This is a genomic window from Paraburkholderia sp. 31.1 (assembly GCF_014397645.1).
GTDB lineage: Bacteria > Pseudomonadota > Gammaproteobacteria > Burkholderiales > Burkholderiaceae > Paraburkholderia > Paraburkholderia tuberum.
In genome coordinates, this window is the sequence record NZ_VZQN01000044.1 from 50,619 (window position 1) to 67,974 (window position 17,356).

The window sequence follows — 17,356 nt, forward strand, 5'->3', positions numbered from 1 at the left end:
GCGCCGGTTCAAGACTCGCAAAACGGAGAGAAAGCATGAAAGCCAGCACCATTGCCGAACGGGAAGCGCGCGGCCGCGCCGCGCGCGAGCATTCGAAACGCTCGAGTCACCGGGCGGTCGGCGAGTTGCACCGCGATTCGATCGAGTTGCTGAAACAGAGCAGCGCGGAGCGCGTCGAGAATCTGGTGCCGCTGCGCTATGGGCGCATGGCTGCCTCGCCGTTCTCGTTCTTTCGAGGCAGCGCGATTCTGCAGGCGCACGATCTGAGCAAGGTGCACGACACCGGCCTCACCATGCCGATCTGCGGCGACGGCCATCTGATGAATTTCGGCGGCTTCGCCACGCCCGAGCGGCAACTGGTCTTCGACCTGAGCGACTTCGATGAAGTCTCGATCGGCCCGTTCGAATGGGACCTGAAACGCCTGTGCGCGAGCCTCGTCGTGGCCGCGCGCCAGATGCGCCTGAGCCGCGGCACCGCCGAGAGTCTGGTGATGACCGCGGTCGGCTCGTATCGCGATCGCGTCGCGCAATACGCGCAGTTCGGTGCGCTCGACCTGTGGTACGACCGCATCACGTTCGACCGCATGGCCGAGATCGCACTGACGCCCGAGCGCCGGCGCGCGGTGCGGCGCGGCATGGAGAAGGCCGCGAGCCGCACGCATGAAAGCCTGCTCGAAAAAATGGCCTCGTTCGACGGCAATCGTTGGACCATCCACGATGCGCCGCCCGCGCTGTTTCACGTGCACGGTGCAAATACGTTGTTGACGGCCGAGGAAACCGAAACCTACCGGACCGGCAACGTCGACAAGATGGTCGAGCAAGTGTGGGACGAGTACCGCAAGACGATGTCGCACGATCGGCGCGAACTGCTGGATCAGTTCACGAGGCACGACGTCGTGTTCAAGGCGGTCGGCGTCGGCAGCGTCGGCACGCGTTGTCTGGTCGTGCTGCTCGTCGATCACATGGGCAAGCCGTTGTTCCTGCAATTGAAGGAGGCGCGGCCGTCGGTCATCGCGCAGTTCTACAAGTCGCCGGCGGTCACGCATCAGGGCGAGCGCGTCGTGCAAGGACAGCGGCTGCTGCAGGCCGCGAGCGACGTCTTCCTCGGCTGGGGGACCGGGCCGCTCGGGCGGCATTTCTATTTCCGCCAGTTGCGCGACATGAAGCTGTCCGCGAATATCGAGCTGTTCGACAGCGATCTGCTCGACGGCTATGCGCGGCTATGTGGCTGGATCATGGCGCGCGCGCATGCGAAGGCGAGCGGCCAGGCGATCGAGATCAGCGCGTACATCGGCCGCGGCGATCAGTTCGGCGAAGCGCTGAGCGGCTACGCGAGCGCCTACGCGGATCAGGTCGAGCGCGACTACGACGTGTTCATGAAAGCGTGCCGCGACGGCAAGCTCGAAGCGCGCACCGACGAGGACATGGCGGCGGATTTCCGTGTGTAGCGCTGCGTGCGCGTGGTGTCATTTCATGCGCACCGTCACGCATCGGCGCGCGCTTCGCGCAGCGTGACGAAACGCCGATGGCGCTCGCGTGCCGCTTCGATCACGCTCGGCAGCACCGCGAGAATCAGCGGCTGGCCTTCGATCGTCAGCGCGGCGTTGCCATCGTGCAGCAACAGGATGTCGCGCGCGGCGAGACCATCGAGCAGCCGCCGCGCAACCACGTGAGGGTCACGCTCGCGCGTATCGTAGCCGCGCCGTGTCCAGGCCGCGAGACGCAGATCGAGCTTGCGCAGCACCGGCTCCAGGAAGAGGTTGCGCAGGCCGGCGGGCGCGCGGAAAAATATCGGCCGCGCGCCGCTGACGGTTTCGAGCGTGCGTTGCGCGGCGGCGATCTCGCGCGTCAACGCGCGCGGAAACGTGACCGAAAACGTATGCACGTGCACCTGCGAGTGATTTTCGAGCCCATGCCCACGCGCGACGATCTCGCGCGCGAGTTGCGGATAACGCTCCACCTTCGCGCCGATGCAGAAGAACGTCGCGCGCACGTCGAACGCGTCGAGCAGATCGAGCACTTGCGGCGTGACGAGGGGATCGGGACCGTCGTCGATGGTCAGCGCGATTGCATCCGCGTTGCGCGGGTTCGCGGGCAGGCGGGTCCAGTTGGGCCCGAGCAGGGTGGTGCGCGGCAATAGTCCGGCGATCGTGAACAGCGCGTGATTCGCGACGATCGCGGCGAGCCACCATGGCCACGCGGCCGGTGCGACAGCCACGCCGATCAGCACGATCACGTGCCAGCCGATCGTGCCGTTCAGCAGTGCGGAGTTGCGGCTACGCGGCCAGCGGCGCGGCGGGTTCGGGCATTCATTCATCGAACGTGCTTCCAGTACGCCTTCCTCCGTCCCGGGAAGGCCGTGAATCTTGCGCGATGCGCAGCCGCGAACGATACCACTGTTGCGCTCGTCGACGAGCCGCGTTCGGCGGCCACATACGCCGGTGAAAGCGCGCTGAAAGACGTCGCGCGGTTTGCGATCGCCGATTCGCTGTTGTATGGTGCGGGGCGAAAAGAGTCGCGCGTGTCGATGGCGATCGGCGCCGATCGCCGCAACAAGCTCGCGTCGCTACCCAATACAACAGGAGATGCGTGATGTCGGAAACAGGAAACGGAAAAGTGGCGCTGGTGACGGGCGCGGGCAGCGGCATCGGCCGCGCGTGCGCACTGACGCTCGCGCAGCACGGCTATAGCGTGGTGCTCGCCGGCCGCCGCCAGGCCGCGCTCGATGCGGTCGCGCAGCAAGCGCGGGCGCTGCGCGGCGACGCGCTCGCGGTTGCGTGCGACGTGACCGACGCCGACAGCGTCGCCGCGCTTTTCGACACGATCCGCGCGCGCTTCGGCCGGCTCGACCTGCTGTTCAACAACGCGGGACGCAACGGCTCGCCCGTCGATCTCGACGAAGTGAGCATCGACGAATGGCGTTCCATCGTCGATACCAATCTGAACGGCGTGTTCCTGTGCACGCGCGCGGCGTTCGGCCTGATGAAGACGCAGAACCCGCGCGGCGGCCGCATCATCAACAACGGCTCGATCTCCGCGCATGCGCCGCGTCCGAACAGCGCCGCGTACACGGCGACCAAACACGCGATTACCGGACTCACGAAAGCGGTGTCGCTCGACGGCCGCAAATACGACATCGTGTGCGGGCAGATCGACATCGGCAACGCGGGGACCGAGATGGCCGCGCGAATGGCGCGCGGCGTGCCGCAAGCGAACGGCGAGATCGCGGTCGAGCCGCTGATGGACGTGCAGCACGTCGCCGACGCGGTGCTGCACATGGCGAGCCTGCCGCTGTCGGCGAACGTGCAGTTCATGACGATCATGGCGAGCAAGATGCCGTTCGTCGGGCGCGGCTGAGCGGCGCGCAGCACCGGCTCACAACGCCGGGGCGGGGAGCGGGGCGCGCGCGTTCAACTTATACTGGGCGCTCCGCCGTCTTTCCACGCAAAGCAAGCCGCCGTGCCCCGCGCCACACCCAGCGACGACCCGCCGCCCCAGCCGCCCGTGCGGCCCGATCTCGACGACTGCTGTCATAGCGGCTGCACGCAGTGTGTGTTCGATCTCTACGATGAAGCGCTGGAGCGCTACGAGCTCGCGCTGGCTGCGTGGCACAAGCGGCGGGCGCAGAAGGCGCGGCCAGCGCGGCGACCGGACACGCAGGGCGCGAAGTCGAAACCGCAAGCCGACGCGCGTCGCTCGACACCCACGCGCGGCAAACCGAGCCCTCGCCGCTGATTCGCGCACGAATTCGCGCACGATCGTCCACCGTCCCCGTTATGACCGACCTTCAGCTCACGCCGACCGAATCTCTCACCGATCCGCACACGCTCGACGATCTGCATCGCTTCGTGCAGCGTCATCCGCGCCTGTTCGTGCTGACCGGCGCGGGCATCAGCACTGACTCCGGCATCCCCGGCTACCGGGACGACAACGGCGCATGGAAGCGCTCGCCGCCGATCACGCTGCAGGAGTTCCTTGGCACGCCGGCGATGCGTCAGCGCTACTGGGCGCGCAGCATGGTCGGCTGGCCGCTCGTCGCGCGCGCGCAGCCGAATGCCGCGCATGTCGCGCTCGCGCGGCTCGAAGCGGCCGGTCACGTGCCGACGCTGGTCACGCAGAACGTCGACGGCTTGCATCAGCGCGCGGGCAGCCGCGACGTGATCGAGCTGCATGGCGGCATCGACGGCGTCAGTTGTCTCGACTGCGGCATGCAGCACTCGCGCGCGGCGATCCAGCAGACGCTCGAAGCCGGCAACCCCGCTCTGCTCGACGTCACGGCCGAAGCCGCCGCCGATGGCGACGCGCATCTCGAGTGGCACGATCCCGGCGGTTTTCGCGTGCCGGCATGCGCGAACTGCGGCGGGTTGCTGAAGCCGTCGGTGGTGTTCTTCGGCGAGAACGTGCCGAAGGCGCGCGTCGAAGCGGCGTCGCATGCGCTCGATGCGGCCGACGCCGTGCTCGTGGCCGGCTCGTCGCTGATGGTGTATTCCGGCTACCGCTTCTGCGTGTGGGCGCAGCGCCAGGGCAAGCCGATCGCGGCGATCAACCTCGGCCGCACGCGCGCCGATCCGCTGCTGTCGCTGAAGGTGGCCGCGCCGTGCGGCGATACCTTGTGCGCGCTCGCCGGTCTGCTGGCTGGCGATTGAGAATGAGTAGATCCCGTGGATCACCGTCAAAACCTGAGGAACACCAGAGCCGACCATGACCGACTCCCGGCAACATTCGCCATCCGCCGAACGCAATCGCGAACCGATCCTTGCCGTGCTGCGCGAGGCGCTGCCGGCGAGCGGCCGCGTGCTCGAAATCGCGAGCGGCACCGGTGAGCACGCGATCTGCTTCGCCGGCGCGCTGCCCGGTCTCGACTGGCAGCCGAGCGATGCCGATGCGCAGGCGCGCGAGTCGATTGCCGCGTGGACCGCGCACGCGGGGCTCGCGAACCTGCGCGCGCCGCTCGCGCTCGACGTGCATCAGCCGGACTGGGGCGTCGATGCGCTCGACGCCGTCGTCTGCATCAACATGATCCACATCTCGCCGTGGAGCGCGGCGCAGGCACTTTTCGACGGCGCGGGGCGGCGCCTCGTCGACGGCGGCGTGCTCTATCTATACGGTCCTTACCGGCGCGGCGGCGCGCACACGGCGCCGAGCAACGAAGCGTTCGATCAATGGTTGAAGAGCCGCGATCCCGAATGGGGCGTGCGCGATATGGAAGCGGTCGTCGCGCTCGGCGACACGGCGGGGCTCACCTGCGAACGGGTGGTCGCGATGCCCGCGAACAACTTCAGCCTGGTGTTCACGAAGCGGGCAGGGTAGCGGGGGCACCGACGGGCCGCGCATTCGTCCACGCCTTGCGCCAAACCTCGGTGCGATCCCAAACCGAACCCGCCGCGCAAACGCCGACGCGCGCACAATACCTGTCGTCACGCGCAAACATGAGCACGACAGGAGCACGAGCAACTGGCGGCTTGCCCCCTCCCAAGCGGCAAGCGCGCATTTCTTTTATCCTTTCACCCTCGACGCCGCGCCGCCGTTCTCATGGCGCGGCGCCACGACATTTTTTTGGACTCTGGAGAATTCAAATGGGCAAACAGGCAATCGGCGTGGTGGGGCTGGCGGTCATGGGCCGCAATCTGGCGCTCAACATCGAGAGCCGCGGCCACGCGGTGTCGGTCTACAACCGTAGCCGCGCGAAAACCGACGAACTCATCGCCGAATTTCCGGACCGCAAACTGGTGCCGGCTTTCACGCTGGAAGAGTTCGTCGACTCGCTCGAAAAGCCGCGCCGCATTCTGATGATGGTCAAGGCCGGCGAGCCGACCGACGCGACCATTGCCTCGCTCAAGCCGCTGCTCGAAAAAGGTGACATCCTGATCGACGGCGGCAACACGCCTTTCACCGACACGATCCGCCGCAACCAGGAACTCGCGAAGGCGGGTCTGCATTTCATCGGCACCGGCGTCTCGGGCGGCGAGGAAGGCGCGCTGAAAGGCCCGTCGATCATGCCGGGCGGCCCGCGCGACGCGTACGACCTCGTCGCGCCGATCCTCACCGAGATCGCCGCGAAGGCGCCGGACGGCGAGCCCTGCGTCGCGTACATGGGACCGGACGGCGCGGGCCACTTCGTGAAGATGGTGCACAACGGCATCGAGTACGGCGACATGCAGCTGATCGCCGAAAGCTACGCGGTGTTGAAGCAGGTCGTCGGATTGTCGAACGAGGAACTCGGCAAGGTCTACACCGAGTGGAACCAGGGCGAGCTCGACAGCTATCTGATCGAAATCACGTCGAAGATCTTCGGCAAGAAGGACGACGAAACCGGCAAGGACCTCGTCGACGTGATTCTCGACCGTGCCGCGCAGAAGGGCACCGGCAAGTGGACCAGCCAGAACGCGCTCGACCTCGGCGCGCCGTTGCCGCTGATCACCGAGGCGGTGTTCGCGCGCGTGCTGTCGTCGCTGAAGACGCAGCGCGTGGCCGCGAGCAAGGTGCTGGAAGGTCCGCAGGCGAGGCCGCTCGAAGGCGCGAAGGACGCGTTCATCGAATCGGTGCGCCGCGCGTTGTACTTCAGCAAGGTGATCTCGTACGCGCAGGGCTTCGCGCAGTTGCGCGCCGCGTCGGAAGAGTACAACTGGGATCTCGACTACGGAACGATCGCGAAGATTTTCCGCGCGGGCTGCATCATCCGCGCGCGCTTCCTGCAGAAGATCACCGACGCCTATTCGAAGGACAGGGCGCTCGCGAACCTGCTGCTCGACCCGTACTTCCGCGACATCGCGAAGAACTACCAGGCGGCGCTGCGCGAAGTCGTGGTGGCCGCGGTCAACGCGGGTGTGCCGGTGCCGGCATTCGCGTCGGCGATCGCGTATTTCGACGCCTACCGCTCGGAGCGTCTGCCCGCGAACCTCGTGCAAGCGCAGCGCGACTTCTTCGGCGCGCATACGTTCGAACGCATCGACAAGCCGGGCAGCTTCCACGCGCAGTGGAGCTGAGCGGTTGAAAAAACGGCCCGGCGCGCCATGGTGACAGGGCGCGCCGGGCCGTTGCTCCGTTCGGATCGGCAAGGAAACGCCGCATTATTACCAAATGTCTCGCGGGTTAAACGCGGACTTGAAGAATGCCAAATGATTATTGCGACGGCAGTAATAGAATTTCACTGGTTTAAGGGTTTACCCTAGATCGAGACACCTCTAAACTTGTTTTCAATCGCTGAGGAATAAGCAGAAACCCGAAGCGCACCACACAACAAGTCCTTTGGAGGTTAATCATGAAGACCCTGATTTCCGCTGTTGCTATCGCCGCCGCCCTCGTTGTTCCGGTCGCGTCGTTCGCTCAAGCGAGTCAGCCGGTGACCCGTGCTCTGGTTCGCGCTGAACTGATTCAACTCGAAAAGGCCGGCTACAACCCGAGCGCCAGCGACGTGAACTACCCGGCCGACATCCAGGCAGCGCAAGCACGCGTCGATGCGCAACGCGGCACGGCGATCGCGGCCAACCCCGCAGACACCAGCGGCTACGGCGCTCCGGCCGCCGGCACGTCGCAAGCTGGCCACGCTGTCATTCCGGCGAAGGCCAACCGTGACTCGGTGTACTTCGGCAACTAATCGCAGTAGAAGTCCGCAGATGTAGTGGGTAGTTGTAGTGCGCTGTAGACGCCGCTTCGTGGAATAGCGCGAACGCGGCGGGCAAGAAAAAACGCCATCCAGTTCGATCGGATGGCGTTTTGTCGTTTACGGCGCCGTGCTGCGACGTTCCCGTCAATGCAGCGTTCGCTGCCGCCGGCCGATGTCATCGAACAGCGCGCGGCTCGGCTCCAGCGCGAGCAGCCACGATTCGTCGTAGTCGCTCAGGTTGTCGAGCGCCTCGCGCAGCCGTTCGAGCGCCAACGCCGGCAGCTCGACGCTCGCCTCGACCCCGCTCGACAGTCTCGCGATGCTCGCCAGTTGCACGAGCGCATCGGCGGCCTCGGCAACTTCGGCGGCGAAGATCAGATGCGTGTTCAGCAGTTCGACGAGGCCGGCAGACGCCGCCACATCGTCGACGTTGAGTTGCACGGCCAGAAAGGTGGCTTTGTTCATCCTCGATTCCTCCCAGAATCCCAACGTTGTCGTGAGCTGCTCCGCGCGGCTTGACTGAGTATAGGCGATGGTCGATCGCCTGCAATGATCGGACGGAACGACCGTGGCGGCTTGCTCGCCCAGACGCGCGGGCCACGCGACCTATAATAGGGCCAGCCGCGCGAGCGCCGACGCCGTGGTCGCACGGCGCCGCCCGCCGGGCTTGCGCGCTTGCCAATTGCTCATCGACCATGAAGATCATCCGCAGCAGAAGCTTCACCGCGTCGCGTGCCTGGGGCGCGCTCGACATCGCGAACATGAACGGCGTCACCACGCGTCTGCATTGGACCGACCAGCCGTACAAGTGGCACGTGAACGACGGCGAGGAGGTATTCGCCGTGCTCGACGGCCGCGTCGAAATGCGCTATCGCGAAGACGGCGTCGAACGCACGACAGTGCTCGAAACCGGCGACGTGTTCCATGCGTCGGTCGGCACCGAGCATGTCGCGCATCCGCTGGGCGCGGCACGCGTGCTCGTCGTCGAAAAGCAGGGCAGCGTCTGAAGATCACGGCAGTTTGACGGCGCGCGTGTGGCGGTCGCGCACGATATCCAGGCGGCAGCGGACAACCGCGACCGTGTGCAAGCGTGACGGCACGGCAATTGCTGCGGCGTCGATTGAATTGGATTGAGACACAGGTCGAGGAAAAGCAGATGACACAACAATGGCAACCGACGGCGATCCGCCTGCTGATGGCGGCGGCGCTCGGCGTGGCGATCGCCGGCTGCACGACGATGCCGTGGGAAAGCACGCCGTTCTACAGCAACGCGCCGTCGAGCACGACCAGCCTCGCGACCGTCCCGGTGCCCGCCGGCTACTATCGCGTCAATCCGGGCGATACGCTGTCCGGCATCGCTTCGGCCTATGGACGAAGGCCGCAGGAAATCGCGGCCTGGAACGGCTTGCCGGTCAACGCGGCGGTCGCGCCCGGCCAGGTGCTGCGCGTTTCACCGCCGATGGCCTCGGGCAGCGTGGTCACGCCGCCGGTCGCGGTGGCGCCGGGTGCGCCAGCCGCGCCGGGCGCGACGGCGAACGTGCCGCCGGGCGCCGTACCCGGTGCGCCGGCCCCTGCCGCCGTGCCGCAGCAGGGCGTGCTGCAATGGCCATTGCGCGGACCGATCCTGCGCGCGTTCGCGCCGGGCAAATCCAACGGCATCGTGATCGGCGGCCAACCCGGTGATCCGGTCAAGGCCGCGGCGACCGGCCGCGTGGTGTACGCGGGCACCGGCATCGAAGCCTACGGCCCGCTCATCATCATCAAGCACAACGATTCGCTGATCACCGCGTACGGCCAGAACAGCCAGCTACTCGTCAAGGAAGGCGATGCGGTGGCGCAAGGGCAGACGATCGGCGAGGTCGGTGTCGATAGCCGCGGCGTCGCGTCGATCCAGTTCGAAGTGCGCGAGAACGGCCAGCCGGTCGATCCGCTCCAGTGGTTGCCGAAGCCTGGCGGCTGAGCGTCCCCGTCGCGACTGTTGGCTCATCGCAGCCGGATCGGCGCGCTTCTCGGGGATGCGTCGATTTTCAGCGTCGTCTGAATTGAATACACTGTATGGCTCGTTTGCCGGCGCGCGCGTTCCTTCCGGAATGCACGGGCGGCCGGTTGCCGTAGGCTGTCATTCATGGACGCACAGGGACACACAATGATCGATTTGCGCAGCGATACCGTCACCCGTCCGACTCCGCCGATGCTCGCGGCGATGTCGGTGGCCGAAGTCGGCGACGACGTCTGGGGCGACGACCCCACCGTCCTGCGTCTGCAGGCCACGCTGGCCGAGCGCACCGGCAAGGAAGCGGGGCTGTTCTTCCCGAGCGGCACACAAAGCAACCTCGCCGCGTTGATGGCGCACTGCGCGCGCGGCGACGAATACATCGTCGGCCAGCTCGCGCACACCTACAAATACGAGGGCGGCGGCGCGGCCGTGCTCGGCAGCATCCAGCCCCAACCGCTCGAAAACGCCGCCGACGGCTCGATCCCGCTCGACAAGATCGCCGCCGCAATCAAGCCGATCGACGATCACTTCGCGCGCACGCGGCTGCTCGCGTTGGAAAACACGATCGGCGGCAAGGTGCTGCCGGCGCAGTACGTCGCCGACGCGACGCGGCTCGCGCGCGAGCGCGGCCTCGCGACCCACCTCGACGGCGCGCGCGTGTTCAACGCGGCGGTCGCGGCGGGCAAGCCGGTCGCGGCGCTGGCCGAGCCGTTCGATTCGGTGTCGATCTGTTTTTCGAAGGGACTGGGCGCGCCGGTCGGCTCGGTGCTGGTCGGCAGCCGCGCGCTGATCGACGTCGCGCATCGCTGGCGCAAGGTGCTCGGCGGCGGCATGCGCCAGGCTGGCGTGCTCGCGGCGGCGTGCCTGTACGCGCTCGATCACAACGTCGAGCGGCTCGCCGACGACCACGCAAATGCCGCGCATCTGGCGGCGGGGCTGGAGACGATCGAGCAGGTGAAGGTGCAGTCGGTCGCGACGAACATGGTGTTCGCGCAGTTTCCGCAGCAGCATTGCGCGCCGCTCGAGGCGTGGCTCAAGGAGCGCGGCATCCTCACGCAGATGCTGTATGCGTCGCGCTTCGTCACGCACATGGATGTGTCGCGCGACGATATCGACACGTTCGTTGCCGCGGTGAAGGGGTATTTCGCGGCACGTTGATCGCGCCGCATGGGTCGCAAGCGAGGCGGCTCGCGTGGTTGCCGCCTCGTCTTCCCGCACTGGCTCCAACTCGTGCGCGCTCGTTCGAGGCGCGCTTCATTCAGGCTTCATCCCCGCCTCACGCGCCGTCCGGCGCATATCTCACTTGACCGCCGCCTTCGCCTGCACGCCCGCGCGATGCGACGGCGCGAGCAGCCGCAAGCCGCTCGCCAGGCTCGCCGCGCCGGCGAAGAACGCGCCGAGGCCGAGCGCGAGCGTCGGCCCGTGCTGGCGGCCGGCAATGCCGAAGCATAGCGCGACCAGCGCCGCGCCGGTCGCCTGTCCGAGCAGCCGCGCGGTCGCCACGATGCCGCTCGCGCCGCCGCTACGCTCCGGCGGCGCGCTCGCCATCAGCGCCTTCAGGTTCGGCGACTGGAAAAAGCCGAAACCCGCGCCGCAGATCGCCATACGGATGCCGATGTCGAGCACGTGCGGATGGGCGGGCAGCATCGCCAGCGAGGCCATCCCCGCCGACAGCACCGCGAGCCCGATCGCGCCGAGCAGCCCCGGCGGGTAGCGGTCCGACAGGCCGCCCGCGAGCGGCGCGGCGAGCGCGACCACGACGGGCCACGGCGTCATCAGGAAGCCGGTTTCGACCTGGCTGCGCAGCAGCACGTCCTCGAAATAGAACGGCAGCGACACGAACGCGAGGCCCTGCGCGGCGAACGAGCACACGGCCGTCAACGCCGACAGCGCGAACACCGGCCGCTTGAACAGATCGACAGGCAGCATGGGCGCGGGGTGGCCGGCCTCGCGGCGGATCAGCAGCAGCCCGAACACGCCGGCGAGCACCGCGGCGCTGAGCACGATCTGCAGCGACGCGCGTTGCGCCGCCTCGCCGAGCGCGAAGATCAGCGCGGCGAACGTGACCACGTTGAGCAGCGCCGCCACCGGATCGAGCGGGTGCCGGCTCTGCGCGGTATGCGGCAGCGCCGGCATCGCGAAGCTCAGCGCGAGTACACCGAGCGGCACGTTGACCGCGAACAGCCACGGCCACGTCGCGACCGACAGAATCAACGACGCCACCGTCGGCCCGACCGCGAACGACACGCCGACGATCAGCGCATTGGTGCCAAGCCCGCGACCGAGCCGATGCGGCGGGTACAGATAGCGGATCAGCGCGGTGTTGACGCTCATGATCGCGCTGGCGCCCAAGCCCTGCACGATGCGCGCGGCGGCGAGCAGCGGCAGCGTCGGCGCCATCGCGCAGCCGAGCGAGCTCAGCGTGAACAGCGCGATGCCGCCGATATAGATGCGCCGATGTCCGACGATATCGCCGAGCGCGGCGAGCGGCAGCAGCGTCGCGACCATCGCGAGCTGATATGCGTTGATGATCCAGACCGAGGCGGCCGGCGCCGCGTGCAGGTCGCCGGCGATCGCGGGCAGCGCGGTGTTGGCGATCGCGGTATCCAGCGTGGCGAGCGCGACGGCGAGCATGATCGCGGCCATCGCGCGGCGGTTGGCGGCCGACATCGGGCCGTCGGCGGGGAGAGTCGGCGTGGGGACGCCGACGGCGGGGCTGAGCTTATCGGACAAGGTGTGGCTCGCGGGGTTGGGCATGCCGGTGTCGGTCGCTTCCGGAGAGGCGACGCGCTCGGGCGGCGGTTTCGTCGTGGGTGAGGCGCGCGCTGTCGGTCCACGGGGGATCAGCGTGGCGGCTTGTGCGGCGCAACGTCGCGATTGTTGCAGAGACGGCACGATGGTGCAGGGAGGCGGGCAGGGACCGGGAGGCGGCTTGAAGATGAGGCGCTTTGATCTCAATGAAACGCAACTAACCGCCAATCCCGCCGCCATCTCCGAATCGGTACACGCCCCATGTCAAATCCAACCCGCAGACGACAGAACCGCCCGGCAGAACGGGCCGCCCGATTCGATCACAAAATCAGGCTATTCGGAGCTTCATCCGCTCGTCACGCATCGGAAAAATAATCGATGTGCGGCTCGCAGATGCTTCGGGCGTTTGCCTTCCCAACCCGCTTTCGTCACCCGACTCATGCGCGCCGATGCCCACCCCGAGTGCCGCTGCCACGCGGCTTTGCACCGTGTCCGGGCGCCCGCCGCGGCTCGGTCGCGCGGCAGCGGGCGAGCTCGCCGGGCACGCCGTATCCATCACCGTCCGCTCGCGCGCCAGTGTGCGCGATCCCTAAAATGTCCTACTCTATTTTTTTAAACCGCTCCGACAGGCACGCGCCTCCCGTCCGTCTCCCGTGCGGTTCGCGTTTGCCATGTCGACCTTCCCGGAGGCTTCGATGACAGCCGTCGATCTGGAATTCGACCAGCTCAACAGTACCGTCGACGCGCTACGGCGCTCAATTTCGAATCGCATGATGTACGGCGTCGGCAAGGACGCCGTCACCGCTCACCCGCACGACTGGCTGCACGCGGCCGCGCTGGCCGTGCGCGACCGGCTCGTCGCACGCTGGATGAAGACCACGCGCCTGCAATACGAGCAGGACGTGAAGCGGGTCTACTACCTGTCGATGGAGTTTCTGATCGGCAGGACCTTTACCAACGCGCTACTCGCGCTCGGCATTCACGATCAGATGAAGGAGGCGCTCGCGAGCCTCGGCGTCGACATGGACGCGCTGATCGATCTCGAACCCGACGCAGCGCTCGGCAACGGCGGCCTCGGCCGGCTCGCGGCGTGCTTTCTCGACTCGATGGCGACGCTCGGCATTCCGGGCTTCGGCTACGGCATCCGTTACCAGTACGGCATGTTCCGTCAGGAAATCGTCAACGGCGAGCAGGTCGAGGCGCCCGACTATTGGCTGCGCGCCGGCAATCCATGGGAATTTCCGCGACCCGAAATCAAGTACATGGTGCACTTCGGCGGCCGCACCGTGCAGCGTGGCGACAAGACCGAATGGATCGACACCGAGCATGTGAACGCGACCGCCTACGACACCGTGATCCCCGGCTACGCGACCGACGCGACCAACACGCTGCGCCTATGGTCCGCGCGCGCGACCGAGGAACTCGACCTCGGCGCATTCAATCGTGGCGACTACCGCAACGCGGTCGATACCAAGAACATGTCGGAGAACGTGTCGCGGCTGCTCTATCCGGACGATTCGACGCCGGCGGGCCGCGAGTTGCGGCTGCGCCAGGAGTACTTCTTCGTGTCGGCGACGATGCAGGATCTGATCCGCCGCTATCAGCGCACGCACAGCACGTTCGGACGCTTCTCGGAGAAGGTCGCGGTGCATCTGAACGACACGCACCCGGTGCTCGCGATTCCCGAGCTGATGCGCCTGCTCGTCGACGAGCATCATGTGCCGTGGGACAAGGCGTGGAAACACTTGACGCAGATCTTCTCGTACACGAATCACACGCTGATGCCCGAGGCGCTCGAAACATGGGATGTCGAAATGTTGTCACGCCTGCTGCCGCGGCATCTCGAGATCATCTTCGAAATCAACGCACAGTTTCTGAAGCACGTCAGCGAGCACTCGGGCCACGACGCCGAGATGATCCGCCGCATTTCGCTCGTCGATGAATATGGGCAGCGGCGCGTGCGCATGGCGTATCTGGCGATCGTCGCGAGTCACAAGGTGAACGGCGTGTCGAAGCTGCATTCGCAGCTGATGACGCGCGACATCTTCGCCGACTTCGCGCGCATCTATCCGGACCGCTTCACCAACGTGACCAACGGCATCACGCCGCGCCGCTGGCTCGCGCAGGCGAGTCCGTCGCTGTCGTCGCTGATCGACGCGCGCATCGGCACACACTGGCGCAGCAATCTGTTCGAGCTTGAGCAGCTGCGTAATCTGCGCAAGGACGACGAGTTCGTCGAAGCGTTCCGCGAGGCCAAACGACAGAGCAAGCTGCGGCTCGTGCACCGGCTCGCGCATCACACGAAGCTGCACTTCGATCCGGACGCGCTGTTCGATCTGCAGGTCAAGCGCATTCACGAATACAAGCGCCAGTTGCTGAACTTGCTGCACGTGATCGTACGCTACAACGAGATTCGCGCGAATCCGGAGCGCGACTGGGTGCCGCGCGTCGTGCTGTTCGCGGGCAAAGCCGCGTCCGCATACCGGATGGCCAAGACGATCATCAAGCTGATCGGCGACGTCAGCGAGAAGGTCAATCATGATCCGCTGATCGGCGACAGGCTGAAGGTCGTGTTCGTGCCGAACTACGGCGTCAGCGTGGCCGAGCTGATCATTCCGGCGGCCGATCTGTCGGAGCAGATCTCGATGGCCGGCACCGAGGCGTCGGGCACCGGCAACATGAAGCTCGCGCTCAATGGCGCATTGACGATCGGCACGATGGACGGCGCGAACATCGAGATCTGCGACGCAGTGGGGCGCGAGAACATCTTCATCTTCGGTCACTCTGCCGACGAGGTGGACGACCTGCGCGCAAGCGGCTATCGGCCGCGGCGGATTTACGAGGAAAACGAAGCACTACGCACCGCGCTCGATCAGATTCGCACGGGCTTCTTTTCGCCGGACGATCCGCTGCGCTTCTCGGATATCTTTCACACGCTGGTCGACTGGGGCGATCACTATATGGTGCTCGCCGATTTCGACGCGTTCGCGAAGGCGCAGAACGAAGTGGATGCGCGTTTCGTCGACAAGCACGCGTGGGCCGAAAGCGCGATCGAGAACGTCGCGGGGATGGGGCAGTTCTCGTCGGATCGAACGATCGGCGAGTATGCGCGCAATATCTGGCGCGTGAGTCCGCTCAGTCTCGACTGAGCGCGAGACGACGGCAACGTAGTCGTTGCTTGCGGGCAAGCAGATCGAAAGCCGTGCGAGGCTGGTGCTGATCCGTCGCGCACGGCTTCGTCATGTTCGATCGTCGCCCCGCGTCAAGCCTTCGGCGCGGCAGCCGCGGCCTTCGCCCGATGCACTGCCTCGCCGACGCGTTCGACGAACTCGCGATCCGTGCTCATCAGCGCTTCGCGCTCGCCGTCGGCCGTCTTGACCATCAGCCGATGCGTGATGTCCTGGGTGACCCAGGTAAGCCAACCGACCACGATCAGCATCACCCCGCATACGAGTCCCGACGCCGAGTGCAGCACGCCCCCGACGATTGCGCCGATCAGCCCGGCCACCGAGATCACGAGCGGCACGACCTTGTTCTTCTGCACGGTCACGACCTGCACGTCGACGATATCGCGCAGCGGGAAGACCTGACCTGCGGATGAGAGGGCGTTGCGCGTGACCGACACGCCGCGATCGTTGAAAGGGCTTTCCATCGTTTCAATGCGAGGGTGGTGAAGCGCGCAGCGTAGCAGACTTCCTTCAAATTACTAAAGTTACGGACTTTTTCATTCTTTCTCAGGCCTGTGTTGCAAGGGAGAGCGATTCCAATGACTAAAAAACAGTTGAGGGATTTTCTGACTAAAATATGGCGGCGCGAGTCAAAGACTGGTTGCGGCAGCCTTTGTGGCACATCCGTTAGATTCTGGCGCTCAGTGGTAGGCGCTGATTGCAAAATTGAACAGCGAGTCGCGAACCGCCGATTCATCGCAAACGCTTAGCGCTCGAATTAAGGCCTCGCCGTCGCGTGTCGCCTTCTGGAGCAGCTTGACGGGACTGTCGTAGATAGCATCAAGAAGTTTCATGTCGACGCCCAAACATAATACTCAGACATCAGCGGCATCAGCATCACCCGAGAAAGCTCGAACGGCAGCTTTGTAGCACTGCATACTGGCGTCCACTCCTGGCCTAACGGTGTCCGTACTGTACGGCCCGTACAGTGGCCCAAATCTCGGTTTGTATCGCCGTCTCGAACACCCTGTCGATCTCGATGCTGAGATATTGAATCTCGATATCCAAGTTGACACGATTGAGTAGCAACGACATCTTGCTCGCTGGCGTCAATCGCATTCAGCAAGGACGCCATGCCGCGCGAATGGTAAGTTGGTGCCTATTTCCGCACGAGGATGACGTCGTACACTTTGCCGCCGTCGTCTACGCATATGCCGCCACCACTGGCTCCCTGGCCGCGAAGGTCGCATCGCAGCCCGTGACCGTCGCTGGACGAGAGCAGCGCCTTGACGAACTTGTCGCCAATCGAATAACTGTTTCCGAATGCCGTCGCAGTGCCGCCGTGGCTATTGAACCCGTAAGCCGACGCGAACCCAAACGTGTCGTTCGATCCAACGAGCCCATAACCCGGTCCGCGTATGACCAAAGCTACCAGGCAACAGCCTTCTTCCCGCCCCCCGTAGATGCGCTTCAGTATGAACGTCTCGCGCTGGCTGCCTTCCATCTTTGTGAAAGGCAGGGACAGCAACTTCAACACCTGATTACGCTTGCGACTTCATTGTTCAGGAATCCTTTAACGCCTGAGGAAAGACACGACCAGCGGAATCTGCTTGAGGTCATGATTCATATCGGCGAGGACTACAGGCGCATGAACAATTGCGATCATGAACTGTTCACGGTTCTGGCGCTCGACGCCAAGGGTATTCCGGACCGTCGTCTTACTCCCCGCGATGCGGCGGACCTGCTGGCCGATGCGGCGCAAAGCGTTCAGGACAGACTTGCGACTCCTGGCACGACCACGACGAAGCACTAACTGGCTCTGTCAGCAATCCAATG

18 protein-coding genes are annotated in these 17,356 nt (G+C 65.5%); 13 read left to right on the plus strand and 5 right to left on the minus strand.

Features of this window, described 5'->3' with window-relative positions:
• Positions 1-35 precede the first annotated feature (35 nt).
• Positions 36-1,448, plus strand: coding sequence for a DUF2252 domain-containing protein (locus F6X37_RS28550; protein ID WP_187613614.1), 1,413 nt, complete (start codon positions 36-38; stop codon positions 1,446-1,448).
• 35 nt (positions 1,449-1,483) lie between these two features.
• On the opposite strand, the gene F6X37_RS28555 is transcribed toward F6X37_RS28550, so the two are convergent.
• Positions 1,484-2,317 (minus strand): polysaccharide deacetylase family protein, encoded by an 834-nt coding sequence (locus F6X37_RS28555; protein ID WP_187613615.1) that lies wholly within the window; start codon positions 2,315-2,317, stop codon positions 1,484-1,486.
• A 42-nt stretch (positions 2,318-2,359) separates the two neighbouring features.
• Here F6X37_RS28555 and F6X37_RS28560 point away from each other — a divergent pair, with 42 nt between their 5' ends.
• The 7 genes from F6X37_RS28560 (at position 2,360) to F6X37_RS28590 (ending at position 7,597) form a co-directional block, all read left to right on the plus strand.
• On the plus strand, positions 2,360-2,593 hold the full coding sequence (locus tag F6X37_RS28560) for a hypothetical protein (protein ID WP_187613616.1): 234 nt from the start codon (positions 2,360-2,362) through the stop codon (positions 2,591-2,593).
• Complete coding sequence (locus F6X37_RS28565; RefSeq protein WP_090809366.1) at positions 2,593-3,357, plus strand: SDR family oxidoreductase; 765 nt, start codon at positions 2,593-2,595, stop codon at positions 3,355-3,357. The genes F6X37_RS28560 and F6X37_RS28565 overlap by 1 nt, the downstream gene beginning before the upstream one ends.
• Positions 3,358-3,459: 102 nt before the next feature.
• Positions 3,460-3,735, plus strand: coding sequence for an oxidoreductase-like domain-containing protein (locus F6X37_RS28570; protein WP_187613617.1), 276 nt, complete (start codon positions 3,460-3,462; stop codon positions 3,733-3,735).
• 41 nt (positions 3,736-3,776) lie between these two features.
• Entirely contained in the window at positions 3,777-4,646 is an 870-nt protein-coding gene (locus F6X37_RS28575) for an NAD-dependent protein deacetylase (RefSeq protein WP_187613618.1), read from the plus strand.
• Between the two features lie 55 nt (positions 4,647-4,701).
• Positions 4,702-5,310 (plus strand): DUF938 domain-containing protein, encoded by a 609-nt coding sequence (locus F6X37_RS28580; protein ID WP_184060537.1) that lies wholly within the window; start codon positions 4,702-4,704, stop codon positions 5,308-5,310.
• A gap of 266 nt (positions 5,311-5,576) precedes the next feature.
• The gene (gene gndA, locus F6X37_RS28585; RefSeq protein ID WP_187613619.1) at positions 5,577-6,986 is read left to right on the plus strand and encodes an NADP-dependent phosphogluconate dehydrogenase; all 1,410 of its coding nucleotides are present in this window, start codon (positions 5,577-5,579) and stop codon (positions 6,984-6,986) included.
• A gap of 275 nt (positions 6,987-7,261) precedes the next feature.
• Positions 7,262-7,597, plus strand: coding sequence for a DUF4148 domain-containing protein (locus F6X37_RS28590; RefSeq protein ID WP_187613620.1), 336 nt, complete (start codon positions 7,262-7,264; stop codon positions 7,595-7,597).
• Positions 7,598-7,750: 153 nt separating this feature from the next.
• Here the strand turns inward: F6X37_RS28590 and F6X37_RS28595 are convergent, their stop codons facing one another.
• Positions 7,751-8,071 carry a hypothetical protein gene (locus tag F6X37_RS28595; protein WP_187613621.1) on the minus strand — a complete coding sequence of 107 codons (321 nt, stop codon included), beginning with the start codon at positions 8,069-8,071 and terminating at the stop codon, positions 7,751-7,753.
• A gap of 230 nt (positions 8,072-8,301) precedes the next feature.
• Between F6X37_RS28595 and F6X37_RS28600 the strand changes: the two genes are divergently transcribed.
• The 3 genes from F6X37_RS28600 to ltaE all read left to right on the plus strand — a co-directional run bounded on the left by F6X37_RS28600 (position 8,302) and on the right by ltaE (position 10,760).
• Positions 8,302-8,613, plus strand: a complete 312-nt coding sequence (locus F6X37_RS28600; RefSeq protein ID WP_184037116.1) for a cupin domain-containing protein — start codon at positions 8,302-8,304, stop codon at positions 8,611-8,613.
• 149 nt (positions 8,614-8,762) lie between these two features.
• Positions 8,763-9,566: a peptidoglycan DD-metalloendopeptidase family protein gene (locus F6X37_RS28605; RefSeq protein ID WP_184037114.1), complete on the plus strand. Its 804-nt coding sequence runs from the start codon at positions 8,763-8,765 to the stop codon at positions 9,564-9,566.
• A gap of 186 nt (positions 9,567-9,752) precedes the next feature.
• Positions 9,753-10,760: a low-specificity L-threonine aldolase gene (ltaE, locus tag F6X37_RS28610; RefSeq protein WP_187613622.1), complete on the plus strand. Its 1,008-nt coding sequence runs from the start codon at positions 9,753-9,755 to the stop codon at positions 10,758-10,760.
• Between the two features lie 141 nt (positions 10,761-10,901).
• Here the strand turns inward: ltaE and F6X37_RS28615 are convergent, their stop codons facing one another.
• Positions 10,902-12,272, minus strand: a complete 1,371-nt coding sequence (locus tag F6X37_RS28615) for an MFS transporter (protein ID WP_187613628.1) — start codon at positions 12,270-12,272, stop codon at positions 10,902-10,904.
• A gap of 776 nt (positions 12,273-13,048) precedes the next feature.
• On the opposite strand from F6X37_RS28615, the gene F6X37_RS28620 reads away from it, so the two are divergent.
• Complete coding sequence (locus tag F6X37_RS28620) at positions 13,049-15,502, plus strand: glycogen/starch/alpha-glucan phosphorylase (protein ID WP_187613623.1); 2,454 nt, start codon at positions 13,049-13,051, stop codon at positions 15,500-15,502.
• 113 nt (positions 15,503-15,615) lie between these two features.
• Here the strand turns inward: F6X37_RS28620 and F6X37_RS28625 are convergent, their stop codons facing one another.
• Both F6X37_RS28625 and F6X37_RS28630 read right to left on the minus strand, forming a co-directional pair.
• Complete coding sequence (locus tag F6X37_RS28625) at positions 15,616-16,005, minus strand: DUF6232 family protein (protein WP_184072498.1); 390 nt, start codon at positions 16,003-16,005, stop codon at positions 15,616-15,618.
• Positions 16,006-16,221: 216 nt separating this feature from the next.
• On the minus strand, positions 16,222-16,374 hold the full coding sequence (locus F6X37_RS28630) for a hypothetical protein (RefSeq protein WP_187613624.1): 153 nt from the start codon (positions 16,372-16,374) through the stop codon (positions 16,222-16,224).
• Positions 16,375-16,598: 224 nt separating this feature from the next.
• Between F6X37_RS28630 and F6X37_RS36455 the strand changes: the two genes are divergently transcribed.
• Positions 16,599-17,333 (plus strand): hypothetical protein, encoded by a 735-nt coding sequence (locus tag F6X37_RS36455; protein ID WP_222944964.1) that lies wholly within the window; start codon positions 16,599-16,601, stop codon positions 17,331-17,333.
• The last annotated feature ends 23 nt before the right edge of the window (positions 17,334-17,356 follow it).